Source organism: Marinobacter sp. S6332, from assembly GCF_023016045.1.
GTDB lineage: Bacteria > Pseudomonadota > Gammaproteobacteria > Pseudomonadales > Oleiphilaceae > Marinobacter.
In genome coordinates this window covers 121,470-139,552 of sequence record NZ_JALKAP010000008.1, presented here as the reverse complement: position 1 = coordinate 139,552, position 18,083 = coordinate 121,470, and the positions used below count along the sequence as shown (strand labels likewise).

General features: G+C 51.6%; 15 protein-coding genes and 1 tRNA gene. 7 read left to right on the top strand and 9 right to left on the bottom strand.

The genetic code is table 11. From position 1 onward, the window contains the following. Positions 1-19: 19 nt before the first annotated feature. Together MWU62_RS13085 and MWU62_RS13080 are read left to right on the top strand one after the other, a co-directional pair. Positions 20-505, top strand: coding sequence for a hypothetical protein (locus MWU62_RS13085; RefSeq protein WP_247115331.1), 486 nt, complete (start codon positions 20-22; stop codon positions 503-505). A gap of 82 nt (positions 506-587) precedes the next feature. Further along, the gene (locus tag MWU62_RS13080; protein WP_247115330.1) at positions 588-1,196 is read left to right on the top strand and encodes an outer membrane beta-barrel protein; all 609 of its coding nucleotides are present in this window, start codon (positions 588-590) and stop codon (positions 1,194-1,196) included. 19 nt (positions 1,197-1,215) lie between these two features. Here the strand turns inward: MWU62_RS13080 and rlmKL are convergent, their stop codons facing one another. Beyond that, complete coding sequence (gene rlmKL, locus MWU62_RS13075; RefSeq protein WP_247115329.1) at positions 1,216-3,390, bottom strand: bifunctional 23S rRNA (guanine(2069)-N(7))-methyltransferase RlmK/23S rRNA (guanine(2445)-N(2))-methyltransferase RlmL; 2,175 nt, start codon at positions 3,388-3,390, stop codon at positions 1,216-1,218. Positions 3,391-3,708: 318 nt separating this feature from the next. Here rlmKL and rmf point away from each other — a divergent pair, with 318 nt between their 5' ends. Further along, positions 3,709-3,921 (top strand): ribosome modulation factor, encoded by a 213-nt coding sequence (rmf, locus tag MWU62_RS13070; protein WP_247115328.1) that lies wholly within the window; start codon positions 3,709-3,711, stop codon positions 3,919-3,921. Positions 3,922-4,096: 175 nt separating this feature from the next. Here rmf and MWU62_RS13065 read toward each other — a convergent pair whose 3' ends face one another. After that, complete coding sequence (locus MWU62_RS13065) at positions 4,097-5,116, bottom strand: quinone-dependent dihydroorotate dehydrogenase (RefSeq protein ID WP_247115327.1); 1,020 nt, start codon at positions 5,114-5,116, stop codon at positions 4,097-4,099. 352 nt (positions 5,117-5,468) lie between these two features. Between MWU62_RS13065 and MWU62_RS13060 the strand changes: the two genes are divergently transcribed. Continuing rightward, complete coding sequence (locus tag MWU62_RS13060) at positions 5,469-6,629, top strand: cation diffusion facilitator family transporter (RefSeq protein WP_247115326.1); 1,161 nt, start codon at positions 5,469-5,471, stop codon at positions 6,627-6,629. 27 nt (positions 6,630-6,656) lie between these two features. Here MWU62_RS13060 and MWU62_RS13055 read toward each other — a convergent pair whose 3' ends face one another. After that, the gene (locus MWU62_RS13055) at positions 6,657-8,156 is read right to left on the bottom strand and encodes a RimK family protein (RefSeq protein WP_247115325.1); all 1,500 of its coding nucleotides are present in this window, start codon (positions 8,154-8,156) and stop codon (positions 6,657-6,659) included. Between the two features lie 202 nt (positions 8,157-8,358). On the opposite strand from MWU62_RS13055, the gene MWU62_RS13050 reads away from it, so the two are divergent. Then, positions 8,359-9,483, top strand: coding sequence for a GNAT family N-acetyltransferase/peptidase C39 family protein (locus tag MWU62_RS13050; protein ID WP_247115324.1), 1,125 nt, complete (start codon positions 8,359-8,361; stop codon positions 9,481-9,483). Positions 9,484-9,501: 18 nt separating this feature from the next. Here MWU62_RS13050 and uvrB read toward each other — a convergent pair whose 3' ends face one another. Next, positions 9,502-11,562 (bottom strand): excinuclease ABC subunit UvrB, encoded by a 2,061-nt coding sequence (gene uvrB, locus MWU62_RS13045; RefSeq protein ID WP_200366478.1) that lies wholly within the window; start codon positions 11,560-11,562, stop codon positions 9,502-9,504. A gap of 213 nt (positions 11,563-11,775) precedes the next feature. Between uvrB and MWU62_RS13040 the strand changes: the two genes are divergently transcribed. After that, positions 11,776-12,960 carry a pyridoxal phosphate-dependent aminotransferase gene (locus tag MWU62_RS13040; RefSeq protein WP_247115323.1) on the top strand — a complete coding sequence of 395 codons (1,185 nt, stop codon included), beginning with the start codon at positions 11,776-11,778 and terminating at the stop codon, positions 12,958-12,960. Between the two features lie 69 nt (positions 12,961-13,029). Beyond that, positions 13,030-13,105, top strand: a tRNA-Asn gene (locus MWU62_RS13035). 477 nt (positions 13,106-13,582) lie between these two features. Here MWU62_RS13035 and pyrF read toward each other — a convergent pair. The 5 genes from pyrF to rpsA all read right to left on the bottom strand — a co-directional run bounded on the left by pyrF (position 13,583) and on the right by rpsA (position 18,003). Next, entirely contained in the window at positions 13,583-14,293 is a 711-nt protein-coding gene (gene pyrF, locus MWU62_RS13030; RefSeq protein WP_200366087.1) for an orotidine-5'-phosphate decarboxylase, read from the bottom strand. A 47-nt stretch (positions 14,294-14,340) separates the two neighbouring features. Continuing rightward, entirely contained in the window at positions 14,341-15,510 is a 1,170-nt protein-coding gene (lapB, locus tag MWU62_RS13025) for a lipopolysaccharide assembly protein LapB (RefSeq protein ID WP_200366089.1), read from the bottom strand. Beyond that, positions 15,510-15,812 (bottom strand): LapA family protein, encoded by a 303-nt coding sequence (locus tag MWU62_RS13020; RefSeq protein WP_200366091.1) that lies wholly within the window; start codon positions 15,810-15,812, stop codon positions 15,510-15,512. The genes lapB and MWU62_RS13020 overlap by 1 nt, the downstream gene beginning before the upstream one ends. Before the next feature lie 67 nt (positions 15,813-15,879). Beyond that, positions 15,880-16,176, bottom strand: coding sequence for an integration host factor subunit beta (locus tag MWU62_RS13015; protein ID WP_100640373.1), 297 nt, complete (start codon positions 16,174-16,176; stop codon positions 15,880-15,882). Positions 16,177-16,308: 132 nt separating this feature from the next. Next, positions 16,309-18,003: a 30S ribosomal protein S1 gene (gene rpsA, locus MWU62_RS13010; protein ID WP_200366096.1), complete on the bottom strand. Its 1,695-nt coding sequence runs from the start codon at positions 18,001-18,003 to the stop codon at positions 16,309-16,311. Between the last annotated feature and the right edge of the window lie 80 nt (positions 18,004-18,083).

The window sequence follows — 18,083 nt, the reverse complement described above, 5'->3', positions numbered from 1 at the left end:
CCCCCGCATGGAGCCTGATATGCCAAAGCCAAGATTTCTCGATATCGAGTATTGCCAGACCGAAGATACCCTGTTTCCAGTTGCTATGGCCTGGTCGCTGGAAGACGGCCAGATGAAGACGGTGGTTATTGCACCTATAGAGGAGTGGCTCCCCGAGGACGGAGATCTGGGCGATGTTGATGTGGACTACCTTGCAGAACAAGGCGTGCCGCTCATCGAACTTATCCATGAACTGCATCAGGACTTACCAGACCAAACGGTATACGTGGATGGTCTGGACCCGGACGAGATTCTGGTGGACCTTATCTTTAGTGCCTTGGACCAAGAAGCCCCTTTCGAAATTGCACCCATTACGGAATTGATCATGGGTTTGAGCAGTGATGCCTTGGAGGATCGTCGCCGCCAACTGCTATTCGAAGAAAGCCTGGAACCCCAACTACCGGAAAACGGTGTATATGCACTGTTATTGATGGCCCAGGAAGAAGGCCTGTTTGAGGAAGACTAAACTGTGACACGGGTCGACGTAACAATAGGTTACACAAGGCAAACTCTGCCCGTAACCGCTCACGTCAGGATACCCCATAACAATGAACAAGGTTGTGCGAACAAACCTATTGCTTTTTTTAGTGCCAGCTTGCCTGCTTTCCGCCCAAACTGCATTGGCGCAAGAAACGCCCAGAGAAGATAAGCACTACCTAGGCTTATTAGTAACCGCTTTCAATCACCGTACCATTGGTGAAGTTTCGAGCGAGCAGGCTACGGGAAGTGGCGGCGCGCTGGTAATAGGCAGTCATATCAACGATTTGTTTCACGCCGAGTTACGGCTCGGCAGCGGGTTCCGGGACGCAGAAGTACCGAACAGTGACCTTACTCTTGCGGTTGACTACTTTGCCAGTTGGTACATGGGCCTTCACTACCCTATTACGGATTATGCCAATGTTTACGCTCAGGCGGGATTTTCCTTTATCCATGGCACCGGCGAGTTTACTGAAGAAGAAGGCGAAGGGCGTGCACAGTTTCGAGATTTGGAAGGTGACTTCCCAGAGAGCAGCTTTAGTGTAAGCTGGGTGCTGGGTATGGATTTCGAAATTATGAACGACACCTACCTTGTACTTGAGGGCGGAAAACTGTTCGAAGATACTGGCACAGAAGCCAATACCTTTCAGTTTTCCACTGGTCTCAAATACGAATTTTAAAAAAAGAAAGTAGTTAACACTATGCGTTTTTCCGGATATGCCAGCACCGGTGTATCCGCGAATTCCTCTGAAAGTCCTTATCCAAAGTGCTAGAACTCACTTCATCAATCTCGAATTCTTCTGCTAAAGCATCATCAAGCTTAAAGCGCCGGAAGTTGTTGGAAAATATCAGCAAGCCATCTGAGCTCAGCCGAGTCATTGCCTGGCGGATCAACGTTGCATGGTCCTTCTGAACATCCAGAACGCTCGTCATTCTTGCTGAATTGGAGAAGGTGGGCGGATCCATGAAAATCAAATCATAAAGCTGATCCGGTGTTGGTTTTGCGGCAAGCCAGGCTAGGCAGTCTGTTTGCTCCACCTTGTGTTTACGAGGATCGGCACGGTTCAAAGCCAGATTATCCTGAGCCCAACTCACATAGGTTTTCGATAAATCCAAACTTAATGAGCGACTAGCTCCGCCAGCGACTGCATGGACGGTGGCTGCGCCGGTGTAACAGAACAAGTTCAGAAAACGCTTACCCTGAGCGTTTTTCTGAATCCAATGGCGCACAGGCCGGTGATCCAGAAAAAGCCCGGTATCCAAATAATCCTTAAGGTTTACCTTCAGTGTGCAACCATGCTCCTGCACCTGAAAGAACTCACCACTGACATCCTGCTTCTCATATTGATTGACCCCGGTTTGGCGCTGACGCTGCTTACAAACCATCCGCTCCCGCTCAATTCCAAGCGCATCAGGGATAACAGCCAAGGCTTCTGCCAAACGCTCCCGGGCAGATCGTTCGTCAATGGACTTGGGAGCCACGTACTCTTGTACATGTACCCACCCTTCGTAGATATCGATTGCCAGCGCATACTCTGGCATATCGGCATCGTAAAGGCGGTAGCAGTTAATCTGTTGCTTGCGCGCCCACTGTCCAATGGTCTTCATGTTTTTCTTTAAGCGATTATGCAGCATGGCTGCCCGCTCTTCATTGGCAATTCGGGGCAGCACTTCGCCCGGTGCGGCAGGCTCTCGGGGCGTGCGCACGCTGGCTTCGTCGATTGTAAACAGCAGGAGTTGTGCGGGAAGCTTGCCGTTAAAAAGCTTGTATTGCTTAAAGCTGCGCAGGCCAATGGATTTGCCAAATTCAGGAGCACCGGTAAACACGCCCAAACGCCAACCTGAAGCCGCTTTTTTCACTGCATCACCAAGCGACTCATACAAGCTTGCTAGGGCTTTTCTGTCACTTAGGCGTTCGCCATAGGGAGGATTCACCAGAACCAAACCGGTTTCTGCCCGGTCGTCTCCGAGTGAAAGCTCGTCAATCGATTGCGTCTGGAACTCAACCAAACCTTCAAGGCCTGCCCGTTGAGCGTTATTGCGCGCAGTGGAGATAACTCTGCTGTCTTCATCAAAGCCCAAAAACTTCGGTATTCTTCGCTGCTTACCTTCATAAGCTCGCTTTTCAGCATCCTGACGTAAGGCCAGCCACACTTCCGGTTGGTGCCCCAGCCATTTTTCAAAACCAAACCGGTCCTGTCTGCGCCCCGGTGCAATATCCAACGCCATCATGGCAGCTTCGATAACCAGAGTTCCGGAACCGCACATTGGGTCAACAAAATCGCCACCGGCAGCGACTATGTCAGGCCAACCCGCGCGCATCAACAAGGCGGCCGCGAGGTTTTCTTTCAAAGGTGCAAGGCCTTGCTCTGTGCGGTAACCGCGCTGATGCAAACTGTGCCCGCTAATGTCAATGCCCAGCGCAAGGCGACCACGGTGCAAACGGGCGGAGACGGTTACATCAGGGGTTTTTGCCTCAACCGCGGGGCGTCTTCCGCCACCCGAGGTGAAACGATCCACGATGCCGTCTTTTACTCGCTGAGCGCCAAATTGGGTGTTGCGTATGGCTTCGTTTTCACCAATAAAATTAACGCGGAACGTTCCAACCACCGGGATATGCTGCTGCCAGTCAAGATGAACCACACCATCGTATAACTCGTCAGCACTGGTAGCGGCTATTTCGTCCACATGTAAGATCACGCGGTTAGCCAAGCGCGACCAGAGACAGGCGCGGTAACCGGCTTTCAAAGTGCCCTCCACCCAAGCGCCAGCAGGTGCATTTCTCACCAAGCCAAGACCAAAGGTGCTGAGCTCGTCCGCCAGCAGATATTCAACGCCCTTCGGGCAGGTTACAAAAAAGACAGATTTGGACAAGTTCAACTCCAAGGTCTTTTGCGAATCGCGGTAAGTCACGGGAATCGCAGCGTTCATAGGTTTTAAGCAATCTTTTAATTCCATTCAGGCCTATAAAATGCATTACATAGACCAAAACGATTGTGTACTTCTACTCAAGGTTGAGTTTACCTTGTAGGTGACGCGTCGTTCGGAAAGGGTAACTCCCTTTCGTTAACAGGATCCTGACTGCTCTGGCTAGAGCTGGCAATAGTGGGTTGTCCCGGAGTGGATTCCACATGCCAAAGCCACTGCAGAAGTGTACACGCTTGTTCTGTTAATCCATTAGTGAGGAACGGCATGAAAAGACAGAAAAGAGATATGTATGCTCGCGCATTCAAACGGGGCTACCTCGCCGGTGTATCCGGTAAATCCAAAGACAGCTGCCCACTCGAGCAGGCGGAGGTCCGCCAGGAATGGTTAAGCGGTTGGCGTGAAGGCCGCACAGATCAATGGGAAGGCATGACCGGCGTCTCCGGTATTCATAAACTAGCAAACGTCACCACCGCGTGATGTTTATTGTAACCCCGACATCTTAATCTGATCTTTTGTCACACAATTTGACGCAGTGTTCAGAATAACCAATACGGGGCCTCCCGCCCCGTCTCATGCGCTGATGAGCGCAACGGGGTTAACTCCCCGTGAGGGCCCGCCTAGCGGGCCCTTCTTTGTTTCTGCGCCTGCAAAACTATCCTTTCTTTCGAATTGCCTCAACCGCTTCGCCGATCAATGTTGGCCCGCGATATATAAAACCGGTATAGAGCTGAACCAACTTTGCACCCGCGCGGATTTTTTCAGCCGCACTCTCACCATCGGTAATGCCACCCACGCCAATGATTGGAAGGTCATCACCAAGCTCTGCATACAGCCCTTGGATCACCCGCAGAGATGCCTCACGAACTGGAGCTCCGCTAAGCCCGCCAGCCTCAGCAGCATGGACATGCCCAGCAACCGCGTCGCGGCTGATGGTGGTGTTCGTGGCTATAACGCCATCTATTCCAGACTCCTTTAAAGCAGAGGCAACAAACTGAATGCCCTCATCGTCCATGTCCGGCGCGATTTTAACGGCAACAGGCACGTAGCGACCCAAATGCGCCTCACACTTACGTTGTTCATCCTTGATGGCGTAGAGAAGGCCCTTTAGTGAGTCGCCAAACTGCAGATCCCGCAAACCCGGTGTGTTCGGCGAAGACACATTCACCGTTATATAGTCAGCACGATCGTAAACCGCTGCAATGCCTTTGCGGTAATCCAATTCAGACTCATCGTTTGGCGTATCTTTATTCTTGCCAACATTGATGCCAAGAATACCGCGATAGCTGCGCTTATCGACCCGCTCCAGCATGTGCCCCAGGCCTTCATTATTGAAACCCATGCGGTTAATGATGGCCTGATGCTCCGGTAACCGGAACATACGTGGCTTGGGGTTGCCTGGCTGTGGAAGCGGCGTAACGGTTCCAACTTCGATAAACCCAAATCCTAGCGCGCCCAGAGCATCCAAATGATCTGCGTTTTTATCGAGCCCTGCTGCGAGCCCCACCGGATTGGGGAAATCCAGCCCCATCACATTGACCGGTAACGCATCTGTTTTCGGTGAAAAAGCACCCAATACGCGCAAGCGGTGCGCTAAATCCAAACCGTTTAATGCAATGGCATGGGCCTGTTCAGGTGGTAACCGAAAAAGCAGATTGCGGATAACGCCGTACATCTGAAAACTCCTCCAAAAATCGTGAGCGCGAGTATACCGGAAGTTTTCCACAGCGACCAGGTAACATAAAATAACAGAGCTAAACATCTGTATCATTTAGCTCTCAGGAGCTTTTCCACGGAATCTGTGGATAACCCTGTTGAAAATTACGGGGGAACCTTGCCAATCCCTTGTGATCTGCGCCAATCTACAGATTGATCATTTTTTGATCAGTTTATTTATTGTTTATTTTCAATAAGTTATTTAATTTTTGCATTAAACGGAAGGAATCCTGAACAAACTGTCATTCAGGATCGTTACTGCTATGATGTGCATAAAACAAGCAGTCATGCGGAAAAATCTGGAGTTTTTAATGCAACAGCCCGACTCACCGGCCCAACGTCACCGGGAAAATCTAGCGGGGGAAATGCAAGCGGCCTCACGGGTTACTGTTATAGGGATGATTCTTGATGCCTTTCTTGGATTCATCAAAGTCATCGGAGGAGCGCTGTTTCATTCTCAGGCCCTTCTGGTCGACGGCATTCACTCTTTCACTGATGTAGCCTCAGACCTTGTTGTCCTCGGAGTTATGAAACTTTCCCGACAGGAGCCGGACGACTGCCATCCTTATGGTCACCAACGCATAGAGACCTTTGGCACCCTTGTGCTCGGCAGCATTCTGATTGCAGTAGGGGCTGCCCTGGCTTGGGAAAACACTCTCAGGCTAATAGATGGTACCGCCGACAACCTTCCTGAGTGGCCCGTGCTCGTAGCTGCGGCCGTATCTGTTTTAGGGAAGGAATGGATTTACCGCTACACCCGGCATGTTGGCGAAGCCATACGCTCAGACCTGATTATTGCCAATGCTTGGCACAGCCGCACTGATGCGTTTTCTTCATTGGTGGTTCTGGTTTCAACAATTGGCGCCATGCTTGGCGTAGTGTGGCTGGATATAGTTGCGGCCGTGGCAATCGCACTTATCATTATCCACATCGGATGGAAGTTCACCTGGGACAGTGTCCAGGAACTGATAGATACGGGTTTGTCTCCAGAAGACACAGAAATGCTGAAGGACATAGCCCGCAGCACCGATGGTGTTCTCAACGTACACGAGCTTCGTAGCCGCCGCATGGGCCAAGACATTCTTTTGGACATCCACCTTGTGGTGCGACCGGAAATCAGTGTGTCTGAAGGGCATCAAATCGGCATGCAGGTGGTCACCGGCATGCGTAATTCTCTCGAGAACATTCTCGATATCAACTTCCATATCGATGCGGAAAACGACGAGGACCCGAATCCTACAACCGAGAAACTGCCCTCGCGAGCGGAAGTTGGAGAGATTATTTCGGAACATTTGGGGGAAATTCCCCAGCGCAGCCGCTTGAGGCTTCACTACCTCAGAAACAAACTGCATCTGGAGATATTCCTCGACGAGCCAGACCCGGAAGGTGTGTTCACGCTGGAAAACGCCCGGCACCAACTTGAGGACTACCCTTGGTTTGGCAGCGTGAGAATTTGGGTAGCCGGCCCCTGAGCCGGTTACCCGCAATGTGACTGGCCACTAACGCCTGCGGTTTTCCTCCATTCTTGACAGAAACTCCTGCATGATCAGTGTGTAGAGTTCACCTCCGAGAAAGCGGTCTTCAACACCCGCATCAATGCTCGGGTTGTCGTTCACTTCTATTACCGCAACCCGGTTGCCAGACTGTTTGATATCCACACCATAAAGCCCGTTACCAATCAGCCGTGTGGAATTCAATGCCGCCTGTATTACGTTTTTGGGCACTTCGTAAGTAGGCATGGTTTCAAACCCGCCGCTTTCGCTCTCTGACTCGCCATGCTGGTAGATCTGCCAATGGCCCTTAACCATCATGTACTTACACGCATAGATAGCCCGACCACCCAATACTCCGATACGCCAGTCGTAATCGGTGTACAAGTACTCTTGGGCCAACACCAGCGCCGACTGCCGGAACAGGTCTTTTAATCCGGCCCGCAAAGATGCTTCATCTTCGGCCTTAGTCACACCCCGGGAAAAGGCACCGTCTGGTATTTTGATAACCGCCGGAAAGCCCAGTTCCTGAATCACCTGCTCCACTGCATCCTTCTGATCTTTCGAAAGAATTAGTGTTTTGGGTGTGGGTATCTTGTTGTTTTTCAACAAATCAGCCAGAAAAACTTTATTTGTACATTTTAGGATGGATACAGGATCGTCTATCACCACCAAACCTTCTGCCGCAGCTTTACGGGCAAAGCGATAGGTGTGATGGTCTATGGCCGTGGTTTCACGAATAAACAGGCCGTCGTACTCCGGCAAACGCATGTAGTCCCGGCGCGTAATCTGCTCCACGTTGATACCCAGTTTGCGCCCGGCTTTTTCAAACCGCTTTAGCGCCACGGCATCGCTGGGAGGCATTTCTTCATCTGGGTTAACTAAAATCGCCAAGTCATAGCGGTAGCGGCGACGTGTTCTGGGCTTGCGCCACACCATGCTGCTGAAGCGATCTAAAGCGGACGCAAATACATCTTGCTCGGCTTCGTCCAAATCCGCGGGTGCAGCGGGCTTCATGGATTCAATTTGCCAGGCTTTCCGGCGCCGGAATACAACTTCCAGAATTGGGCTCGGGAACCGCTCAAACAATGCCCGCGCCACCGGCTTAAGCTCCGGATGCTCAGTCTGTCCAAAATAGGTACGAATGCGAACTTCATGTGTAGCATTGCGCTCATCACTGGCCGGATCAATAGCCGAGCCTGCAGCCTCCAACCAGTTGATTACACTGGCATTCAACTCCTCCAACTCAAGAGAAAATAGCCCTTTCCGGCTCAGGTCGTTCAGCGTCATCACGGACGGCACCACATGATGTCCACGGGCTTCGGCCAACAGGGAACAGTAGTACCCACGGCTGAGGTATTTGGCGCTCTGGCATAGGTTGATCACACGCACACGACTGGTCGGTGATGCGGAAAATTGAAGGTACTGATCGAACGTTAGTACGTCCTCACTGGGGTAATACGGAGCCCAGTCTTTGGTGCGGTCTACAACGATAAGCAAACGAGACATTAAAGGCGCTCCTCCCCGGAGATAATTGCCTACAAAACTTGCAGCACAATACGCCGCTGCGGGCGTTGGAACAATCGACTCATAATGAGTGCTTTTACTCATAATAAGCGTATTTTCCAATTCCTTACTCTCTATCATAATAGCCGCATACGGGAAGCCCACCAGCATGCCCCATGCCTATATTTTTAAGGCCGCTTTACACATGTCCGACCTGCAACTCCGACAAGCCACCAGCGCTGACCTAAATGCACTTTTACAATTAGAGCACCGCTGTTTTACAGAAGATCGTCTGTCTCGCCGAAGCTTTCGACGTTTTCTGGATATGCCACGGGACAGGTTGATTGTGGCCGAGTCTAAAAATGAGGGGGTAAGTGAGCTATTAGGCTATTGCTTGGTGCTTATGAGCGCAGCAACCCGAATGGCCAGAATCTATTCGATTGCGGTACTGCCGACCGCACGTGGCCGCGGCATTGGTGAAAAGCTGGTAAAAACCGCTGAACGGGAGGCCACAGAAGCCGATCGTATTTTGATGCGGCTGGAAGTTCGAGAAGACAACAGCGACGCCATCGCACTCTATAAACGCTTGGGCTATCGCCAGTTTGGCACTTACCGTGACTATTACGAAGACCACGGCACTGCCTTACGCTTTGAACGCCGCATCCTGTTCTACGAGCCGACACGGGAGTTCCTACCCGTGCCCTACTACCCTCAGACCACCGATTTTTCTTGCGGTCCGGCCGCACTGATTATGGCCATGGCGGCGCTTGATGAGCAACAACAGCTCACCACTTTGGAAGAGCTAAGAATTTGGCGCGAGGCGACGACTATTTTCATGTTGGCAGGCCACGGCGGCTGCGGCCCCCACGGCCTTGCTCTCTCGGCATGGAAGCGCGGCTTTAACGCGAGTGCTTGGATAAGCGCTGAAGGTCCTTTGTTTCGGGATACTGTGCGCAACGACGACAAAAAGCGCGTTCTGGAGCTAGTGCACGAGGGCTTTTTACACGACATCGGCCAGACAGATATCCAGCTACACCATGACCCGCTAACATTGGACGCAATGGAGCAGGCTCTGCTAGCAGGCCAGATACCGGTGATTCTGATTAGCACTTGGCAACTGAACCGAAGCCGTGTTCCCCACTGGGTTACCGTTTGCGCAATAGACGATCAGTTTGTGTATCTGCACGATCCCGAAATCGATGTAGAAGACGGCGAGACGGTTGCAGACAAACAGTATTTACCAGTGGATAAGCGCGTGTTTAGCCAAATTTCCCGATATGGCCGCAATCAACCGCTTCAGGCCGCCGTGATTGTTGGCCCGAAGCGCTGAAAACATGTTACGCACAAATTAACCGGTTCGCAGAGCGGCTTCTTTAAGACCCGCGATTTCATCCCGCAAACGGGCCGCAGCCTCAAAATCGAGATCCGCTGCGGCTTTGTACATCTCATCTTCAAGCCGCGACACTTCTTTAAGCAGGTCTTGCGGCGAGCGACTGCCAACCCTTGTTCGATACTGCTCCGCCTCTTCGGCCGCTTTCTCGCCAGGCCGTTCGGCTTTGCGTCGGCCGCGACCGCCGCCTCCGGCGCCTTCCATAATATCTGCAATGCTCTTGTTTAGCCCTGTGGGCGTTATGCCGTGAGCTTCATTGTGCTCAGCCTGTTTGGTGCGCCTGCGATCCGTTTCATCAATAGCTCTCTGCATAGAGCCGGTAATTCGGTCGCCGTAAAGAATGGCTTTACCGTTGAGGTTACGGGCAGCTCGACCAATTGTTTGGATTAGCGCCCGCTCGGAGCGCAGGAAACCTTCTTTGTCGGCATCCAGAATGGTGACTAGAGACACCTCGGGCATATCCAAACCTTCACGCAGCAGGTTAATCCCCACAAGCACATCAAACTCGCCCCGGCGCAGATCCCGGATGATTTCTACCCGTTCTACCGTGTCTATATCCGAGTGCAGGTAGCGCACGCGTACATCGTGCTCCATCAGAAAGTCTGTCAGATCTTCTGCCATGCGCTTGGTCAGCGTGGTTACCAAAACCCGCTCGTTAACCTTCACTCGGGAATGGATTTCCGAGAGCAGATCGTCAACCTGTGTCGACGCGGGGCGCACTTCTATCACCGGGTCCAATAGGCCTGTGGGCCTAACAACCTGCTCTACTACCTGCCCGGCATGTTCTGCTTCGTAATTGCCGGGCGTGGCCGAGACAAAGATCATCTGGGGCGCTATCCGCTCCCATTCATCAAACCTCATGGGCCGGTTGTCCAGTGCGGACGGCAAGCGAAACCCATACTCCACCAAGGTTTCTTTCCGGGAACGGTCGCCTTTGTACATGGCACCGATCTGCGGAATGGTCACGTGGGATTCATCAACAATCAGAAGTGCGTCCGGCGGCAGATAATCAAAAAGCGTTGGCGGCGCTTCACCGGGCGGGCGGCCCGAGAGGTAGCGTGAATAATTCTCTATACCGTTGCAATAACCCAACTCATTCATCATTTCCATATCGTAGCGGGTACGCTCTTCCAAGCGCTGGGCCTCTACAAGACGGTTGTTGTCACGCAACTGCTGCAAGCGTTCATCCAGCTCAACCTTTATGCGCTCCACTGCATCCAGAACGGTCTGGCGCGGTGTTACATAGTGCGATTTAGGGTAAATTGTGACTCTAGGAACACGCCGCAAAACCTCACCCGTAAGCGGGTCGAAATAACTGAGGTTTTCCACCTCGTCATCAAACAGTTCAATACGAATCGCTTCTTTTTCTGATTCCGCGGGGAACACATCAATGACATCCCCCCGCACCCTGTAATTTGCGCGATGGAATTCAATGTCGTTACGCGTGTACTGCAACTCAGCCAACCGGCGCAGAATATGCCGCTGGTCGATCTTGTCGCCCCGGTCCATGTGCAGCATCATTTTTAGGTAGGACTTTGGATCACCCAAACCGTAAATGGCCGATACCGTTGCAACAATAATCGCATCCGGGCGCTCTAGCAGGGCTTTGGTGGCAGACAACCGCATCTGCTCAATGTGTTCGTTAATGGAGGCGTCTTTTTCGATAAAGGTATCAGACGAGGGAACATAAGCCTCCGGCTGATAGTAATCGTAGTAAGACACGAAGTATTCCACAGCGTTATCCGGAAAAAACTCGCGGAACTCTCCGTATAACTGCGCAGCCAGCGTTTTGTTGTGGGCCATCACAATGGTCGGCCGCTGTACTGACTCGATAACCTTAGCAACGGTGAATGTCTTGCCCGATCCGGTCACCCCCAATAGTGTTTGATGCGCAAGGCCGGAATGAATACCGTCCACCAGCCCTGCAATCGCTTTTGGTTGGTCACCGGCTGGTTCAAACGGCGAATCAACCTTAAAAACGCCTTCTTTGCCTAATTTGCTGGAATCGCTACTGGCCATAATCGGCACACAACCTCCGCTCACTCAACCTATGAATCCTTGCCATATCCTACCCTTACAGGATGTGGCTACAGAGAGAAATTTATTGTTACGCTGGCTTCATGGTACCATCAACGTGATCGACGGCTGGGCGAAAATCAGCCGCCATAAGGCAAGGATTCAGACACCCCGCCGGTCACGGACCTATCAGACGCAGCTTTAAGGAGCGCAAGTTTGGACCTTCAACTTTCCAGCCGAGTACAGGCAATCAAGCCATCCCCCACCCTCGCAGTCACCAACAAAGCTGCCGAATTGCGCGCAGCAGGTCAGGATATTATCGGCCTTGGTGCAGGCGAGCCGGATTTTGATACCCCCGAGCACATCAAACAGGCAGCCATTGAGGCCATTAGTAACGGCCAAACCAAGTACACTGCTGTAGATGGTACGCCAGCCCTGAAGAAAGCGATTATTGCGAAGTTCAAACGGGACAACGGTCTGGAATACGAAGCCAACCAGATACTGGTATCAAGTGGTGGCAAGCAAAGCTTTTTCAACTTGGCACTAGCCACTCTGAATGCCGGGGACGAAGCCATTATCCCCGCGCCTTACTGGGTATCCTACCCAGATATGGTACTGGTTGCTGAAGGCAAGCCAGTTATCATTGAAACTGGCGCAGACACTCGCTTCAAAATTACGCCGGAGCAGTTGGAAAACGCCATCACTGAGCGTACTCGTCTGTTCGTGATTAACAGCCCTTCCAACCCCAGCGGCATGGCTTATACCATGGAAGAGCTGAAGGCGATTGGCGAGGTGCTGAAGAAGCACCCGAACATCATGATCGCTACGGATGATATGTACGAGCCTATCCTCTGGACAGGTCAGCCGTTCTGCAACATCCTCAACGCCTGCCCCGAGTTATACGACCGCACCTTCGTGCTAAACGGCGTATCCAAAGCCTACTCAATGACTGGTTGGCGCATCGGCTATGCCGCGGGCCCGGCTAAGATTATTGGGGCTATGAAGAAAGTTCAGTCCCAAAGCACTTCAAACCCTTGCTCTATCTCGCAGGCGGCTGCTACGGCCGCACTGGATGGCGATCAAGCCTGTGTGGGTGAAATGGTTAAGGCATTTAAAGAACGCCACGATTGGCTGGTAGCGGCCCTAAACAAGCTACCAGGCGTCGAGTGTCTAAAAGGCGACGGTACCTTCTACGTATTCCCAAGCTTTCAGGCCGCAATTGATTCCGCCTCTGGCGTTAGCAACGACGTAGAGTTCGCAGAGAAGCTGTTGAGTGAAGCTGGTGTTGCACTGGTTCCGGGTTCTGCATTCGGTTGCGCTGGGCACATGCGCTTGAGTTTTGCGACGAGCATGGACAATCTGGAGAAGGCAATTGAGCGTTTACAGAAAGCTTTGAGCTAAAAATTTCGGTAAGGGGTTGACGAGGCGGCGGTGTACTCTTAATATACGCGCCTCGTCACACGACGACGTTCCCCGATAGCTCAGTTGGTAGAGCAACGGACTGTTAATCCGTTTGTCGCTGGTTCGAGCCCAGCTCGGGGAGCCACTATTTTAAAACCCGCTAATTCTTTGAGTTAGCGGGTTTTTTGTTTTTTGTTCGTGAACTTTTGCTTGTAGCCCTAGCCTGTTTGGTTTGGGAGATAGGGGTGGCTGGCAGGGCTTTCCAAAACACGCTACAAGCACCTCCATGTGCGCTTGCTTCGGGCCATCCATGGCCCTTTACAGTTTTGGAAAGCCCTGCCAGCCACCCTTCACCTATCACTGAGTTATCTGAAGCATTTAAAATGCGTAAGCGTCAGGTACCATCAAATGGATATCAATGAAATTAAGTTTCGTTTTTTAATGCGATAACTGAGGAGACAGAGTGGGATGGTGGGAGCGCCCTCCCAAAAATGTCGTAGGCCAAGGATGGCCGAAGACAAGCGCACATGGATGTGCTCGTAGCGGTTTTTGGGAGGGCGCTCCCACCATTCCTTGCACCAAAACTAAAAGGCTAGGGCCGAAGCCCAATCAAAACACCAAGCTAAAGCCCGATCACCTCAGCATGAATGGCCTCAAGCGCTGCCAGTGGATCAGCCGTCTGGGTAATCGGGCGACCTATAACAAGGTAGTCGGAACCGGCTTGGAGGGCATCGCTGGGGGTCATGATGCGTTGCTGATCGCCTTTGTCGGCAGTCAGGGGCCGGATTCCAGGAGTAACCAGCTTGAAATCGATGCCCTGCTCTGTTTTCAGCTTCTTCGCTTCCTGCGCGGAGCAGACTACGCCGTCCAGACCACAATTCCGGGTTAGTGTTGCCAAGCGGGACACCTGAGCTTCCGGCGAGCCTGTGATACCAATTCCTGCAAGATCTTCAGCACCCATGCTGGTCAGCACCGTAACGGCGATCAACAAAGGCTTATCTTTGCCAAAGGGATTCAGCCGCTCGCGACAGGCCAGCATCATCTTCGCGCCGCCCGAGGCGTGGACATTCACCATCCACACACCCAGATCAGCCGCCGCAGCCACGGCCGCTGAGGCGGTATTGGGAATGTCGTGAAATTTCAGATCCAGAAACACATCAAAACCGCGCTTCTGCAAACTTTCAACTAACTGCGGGCCGGAGCGGGTGAAGAGTTCTTTGCCAACCTTCAACCGGCATTTGGCAGGGTCCAGCTTATCTGCCAGTTCCAGCGCCGGGTTTGCAGAGGGGAAGTCCAGAGCCACGATAATTTTGGGGTCGTTAGAAGTTTGCACGTTGAAATGTCCTGCGGGGTTTTATAGTAGAGGGAATCGATAACTAATTATTCAGCTTCAACGCCCTGAATCGGGCGAACAGTTTCCCATTGTTTACAGCTCGGGCACAGCCAGTGAAGTTGCTGGCCTGAGAAACCACAGCTTACACAGCGGTAAACCGGTCTGTTGGCGAGAATCAAGAGCCCGATACGACTCACCAATCGACCTTCGTCTGTGGTCATGCCCTTCTCATAGCCTGCCATCTCCACGAGCCGCAAAAGCCCTCGCATACTGGGGCGAATTTCCAGCTCCCTACGTAACAGGTCGATAGCTGCAGGGCGACCGGAGTCCCGCTCAACAGACTCAGCCAAAGCCAGCAACAAACTGGTACTTGGATAGGCTTCGTATAGTTTGCGAAGTTTTTTTACGAGCCGGCCTATATCGCCATGCTCATGCTCTAGCTTCATTAATCGATCAATAGATTCTGGACCAAAATCCGGGTTCTGATCAAAAACTTTTAGCCCTTGATTACCTGCTTCCCGATAGCTGCCCTGCCGGACCAGAATTTTCATCAGTATAAGGGTTGCACGAACGCAGGAGTGATCGTAATCCAACGCTTCTTTGGCAAGTTTTTGAGCAGCCCAGCGGTCGTCCTGCGCGAGAGCTTTTTCCGCCAACTCACAGGTAAGGTAGGCAAGATCCTTGAACATGCTCGGATCTGCATCGTTTCTGGTTAGAGTACGCGCGACGTCTGCAGCCTTACCCCACTCTCTTTCTTGCTGATACAGTTCAATTAATTGTTGTGCAGCTTTGCGCCCATACTCGCGATCACCCATCAGTTGCTGCAGCAATGCTTCAGCGCGGTCCAACAAGCCAGCATTGAGAAAGTCCATGGCCAGCTCAAGCGTTACCTGAGGGGAGAATCGCGGAGGAAGCTCTGGCCTGGCAAGCAAGTTCTGATGAACCAAGATGGCTCGATCGGTCTCACCTTTATTGCGAAAGTGACGACCAATAGAAAGATGGAGACTTACCGTATCTTTATTAACAGCAAGGGATTGAACGAAATTGTCGACAGCCTGATCGGAGTAGTTCGTAAACAAAAACTGCAGCCGATCTTTAACGGATTCTTCGTCTGCAACCCTTGCCTGGGCTTGATTACGGCCGTTACCCAGACGCCCAACAAACCAGCCAACGGCAACTGCAATCGTTAACAGCAGCCAATGAAGCACTATGTCCATTAAACGACCTGGTCGTTTTGGGCTCTGGACTTCTCCAATGCCTGCTCGGCGCGATCAAGCCGTTTCTGAAGGGTGCGACGGGAAACCGATGTGCGGAATGTGGCGAGAAGGGTCATTAATATGCCTACTAGAGCGCCAACAATAAAAGACATGATAATCCAAATGGCAACACCATGGGGCTTAGTCTCGAACACCAAAAAATTGAGAGCCACTGCCATCTGATTATTGAGAGAGAAAACAAGCGCCAGTAACACTAGGATCAGCACCAACAGAATCAAAAGGATCTTCTGCAATCCTGCCATAGATCTCGCTCTCCCAAATGCTTTTAAGTGCCAGAATTATAGGTGGTTCGCCGCAAAGATGAAAAGCCTAAAACCCTTGTTTTAAACTGTCATTCACCTGTTCGCGGAGCTCCTTTCCGGGCTTGAAGTGTGGAACATACTTTGCCGGCAACTGCACAGCTTCACCGGTTTTCGGGTTCCGCCCTGTACGGGCCGCCCGATGATGAAGCGAAAAACTGCCAAATCCCCGAATTTCAATCCGCTGCCCATTGGCAAGCGACTGGGACATATGCTCAATAATTGTTTTTACCGCCAGCTCCACATCTTTTACAGAAAGCTGTGTTTGTTTTGAGGCAATCAATTCGACCAGTTCAGACTTCGTCATGTGGTACTTCCCTCTTTTCTTTTTTATTCGACCGTTTATTGCCGAATTCCCACCTCTTCAGTTTAGCTAAATCGAAAAAAAACACAAAAAAAACGGGCTCTTAGAGCCCGTTTTTTTCATACCAATCGGAGATTAGTCCTTATTGGCGTTCTGCTGCTGCATTTGTTCCTTAATGAGATCACCAATGGTGGTCGCACCGGAAGCAGATTCTGCAGCTTTACTGCGCACAGTATCAATAGCCTGCTTGTCGTCTTCTACGTCCTTAGACTTAACAGACAGGTTGATGATGCGGTTTTTGCGATCGATGCTGATAATCTTAGCTTCGACTTCTTCGCCTTCTTTCAGAGCGTTACGCGCATCTTCAACGCGATCACGGCTAATTTCAGACGCCTTCAATACCGCCTCAACTTCGTCATTCAAAGCGATAGTGGCTGCCTTAGCGTCAACGGCGGAAACAGTGCCCTTAACAATGGAGCCTTTATCGTTCAGCTGAACAAACTCAGCGAACGGATCGCTTTCAAGCTGCTTGATACCAAGAGAGATACGCTCACGCTCGGGATCTACAGACAGGATAACGGTGTCAACATCGTCACCCTTCTTGTATTCACGAACGGCTTCTTCGCCGGTTTCATTCCAGCTGATGTCTGACAAATGAACCAGACCATCAATGCCACCGTCTAGACCGATGAAGATGCCGAAGTCAGTGATTGACTTGATCTTACCGGAGATACGGTCGCCCTTGTTGAAGTTGCCGGAGAAATCTTCCCATGGGTTAGATACACACTGCTTGATACCCAGAGAAATACGACGACGCTCTTCGTCGATGTCCAGAATCATCACGCCCACTTCGTCGCCAACATTAACAACTTTAGATGGGTGGATGTTCTTGTTGGTCCAGTCCATTTCGGATACGTGAACCAGACCTTCAACACCTTCTTCCAGCTCAGCGAAGCAGCCGTAGTCGGTTAGGTTGGTTACGCGTGCAGTAACCTTGGTACCCTCAGGGTAACGGCCTTTGATATCAACCCAGGGATCTTCACCCAGCTGCTTAAGACCCAGAGATACACGATTACGCTCACGATCGAACTTCAGAACCTTAACGTTGATTTCGTCACCAACGTTTACGATTTCGCTCGGGTGCTTGATGCGCTTCCAAGCCATATCGGTAATGTGCAGCAGGCCGTCAACACCGCCCAGATCTACGAACGCGCCGTAGTCAGTCAGGTTCTTAACGATACCCTTGATTTCCAGACCTTCGGTCAGGGTTTCAAGCAGAGCTTCACGCTCAGCGCTGTTTTCAGCTTCCAGAACGGCGCGGCGAGAAACAACCACGTTGTTACGCTTCTGGTCTAGCTTGATAACTTTGAATTCGAGTTCTTTGTTTTCCAGGTGCGCAGTGTCGCGAACCGGGCGAACATCTACCAGAGAACCCGGCAGGAACGCGCGAATACCGGCCAGATCAACGGTGAAACCGCCTTTGACCTTACCGTTAATAATACCTTTAACCACTTCTTCAGCTTCGAAGGACTTCTCAAGCACCTTCCAAGATTCAGCACGCTTGGCCTTTTCACGGGAAAGACGGGTTTCACCGAAACCATCTTCCACTGCATCCAGTGCTACGTCGACAAGGTCGCCAATAGCTACTTCCAACTCGCCTTTTTCATTCAGGAACTGGGAGGCGGGGATAACACCTTCGGACTTCAGCCCGGCGTTAACTGTGACCCAGTCGCTATCGACATCAACTACGGTTCCCTGGACGATGGAACCTGGTTTCATGTCAATTTCTTTTAGACTTTCTTCAAAAAGATCCGCAAAGCTCTCGCTCATTATGAGTCCTATAGGTTCAATGCAAGTATGCTCCGTGTCGCCAGCAACACGGTCTGTTAATAAGTTCCGGAAATCAGCCA

Bases quoted from the DNA above. Each gene is read 5' to 3' on its own strand.
- rpsA (WP_200366096.1), bottom strand. From the start codon at position 18,003: ATGAGCGAGAGCTTTGCGGATCTTTTTGAAGAAAGTCTAAAAGAAATT.
- MWU62_RS13080 (WP_247115330.1), top strand. From the start codon at position 588: ATGAACAAGGTTGTGCGAACAAACCTATTGCTTTTTTTAGTGCCAGCT.
- MWU62_RS13020 (WP_200366091.1), bottom strand. From the start codon at position 15,812: ATGGCAGGATTGCAGAAGATCCTTTTGATTCTGTTGGTGCTGATCCTA.
- MWU62_RS13085 (WP_247115331.1), top strand. From the start codon at position 20: ATGCCAAAGCCAAGATTTCTCGATATCGAGTATTGCCAGACCGAAGAT.
- MWU62_RS13050 (WP_247115324.1), top strand. From the start codon at position 8,359: ATGTCCGACCTGCAACTCCGACAAGCCACCAGCGCTGACCTAAATGCA.
- MWU62_RS13055 (WP_247115325.1), bottom strand. From the start codon at position 8,156: ATGTCTCGTTTGCTTATCGTTGTAGACCGCACCAAAGACTGGGCTCCG.
- MWU62_RS13015 (WP_100640373.1), bottom strand. From the start codon at position 16,176: ATGACGAAGTCTGAACTGGTCGAATTGATTGCCTCAAAACAAACACAG.
- uvrB (WP_200366478.1), bottom strand. From the start codon at position 11,562: ATGGCCAGTAGCGATTCCAGCAAATTAGGCAAAGAAGGCGTTTTTAAG.
- lapB (WP_200366089.1), bottom strand. From the start codon at position 15,510: ATGGACATAGTGCTTCATTGGCTGCTGTTAACGATTGCAGTTGCCGTT.
- MWU62_RS13060 (WP_247115326.1), top strand. From the start codon at position 5,469: ATGCAACAGCCCGACTCACCGGCCCAACGTCACCGGGAAAATCTAGCG.
- rmf (WP_247115328.1), top strand. From the start codon at position 3,709: ATGAAAAGACAGAAAAGAGATATGTATGCTCGCGCATTCAAACGGGGC.
- MWU62_RS13065 (WP_247115327.1), bottom strand. From the start codon at position 5,116: ATGTACGGCGTTATCCGCAATCTGCTTTTTCGGTTACCACCTGAACAG.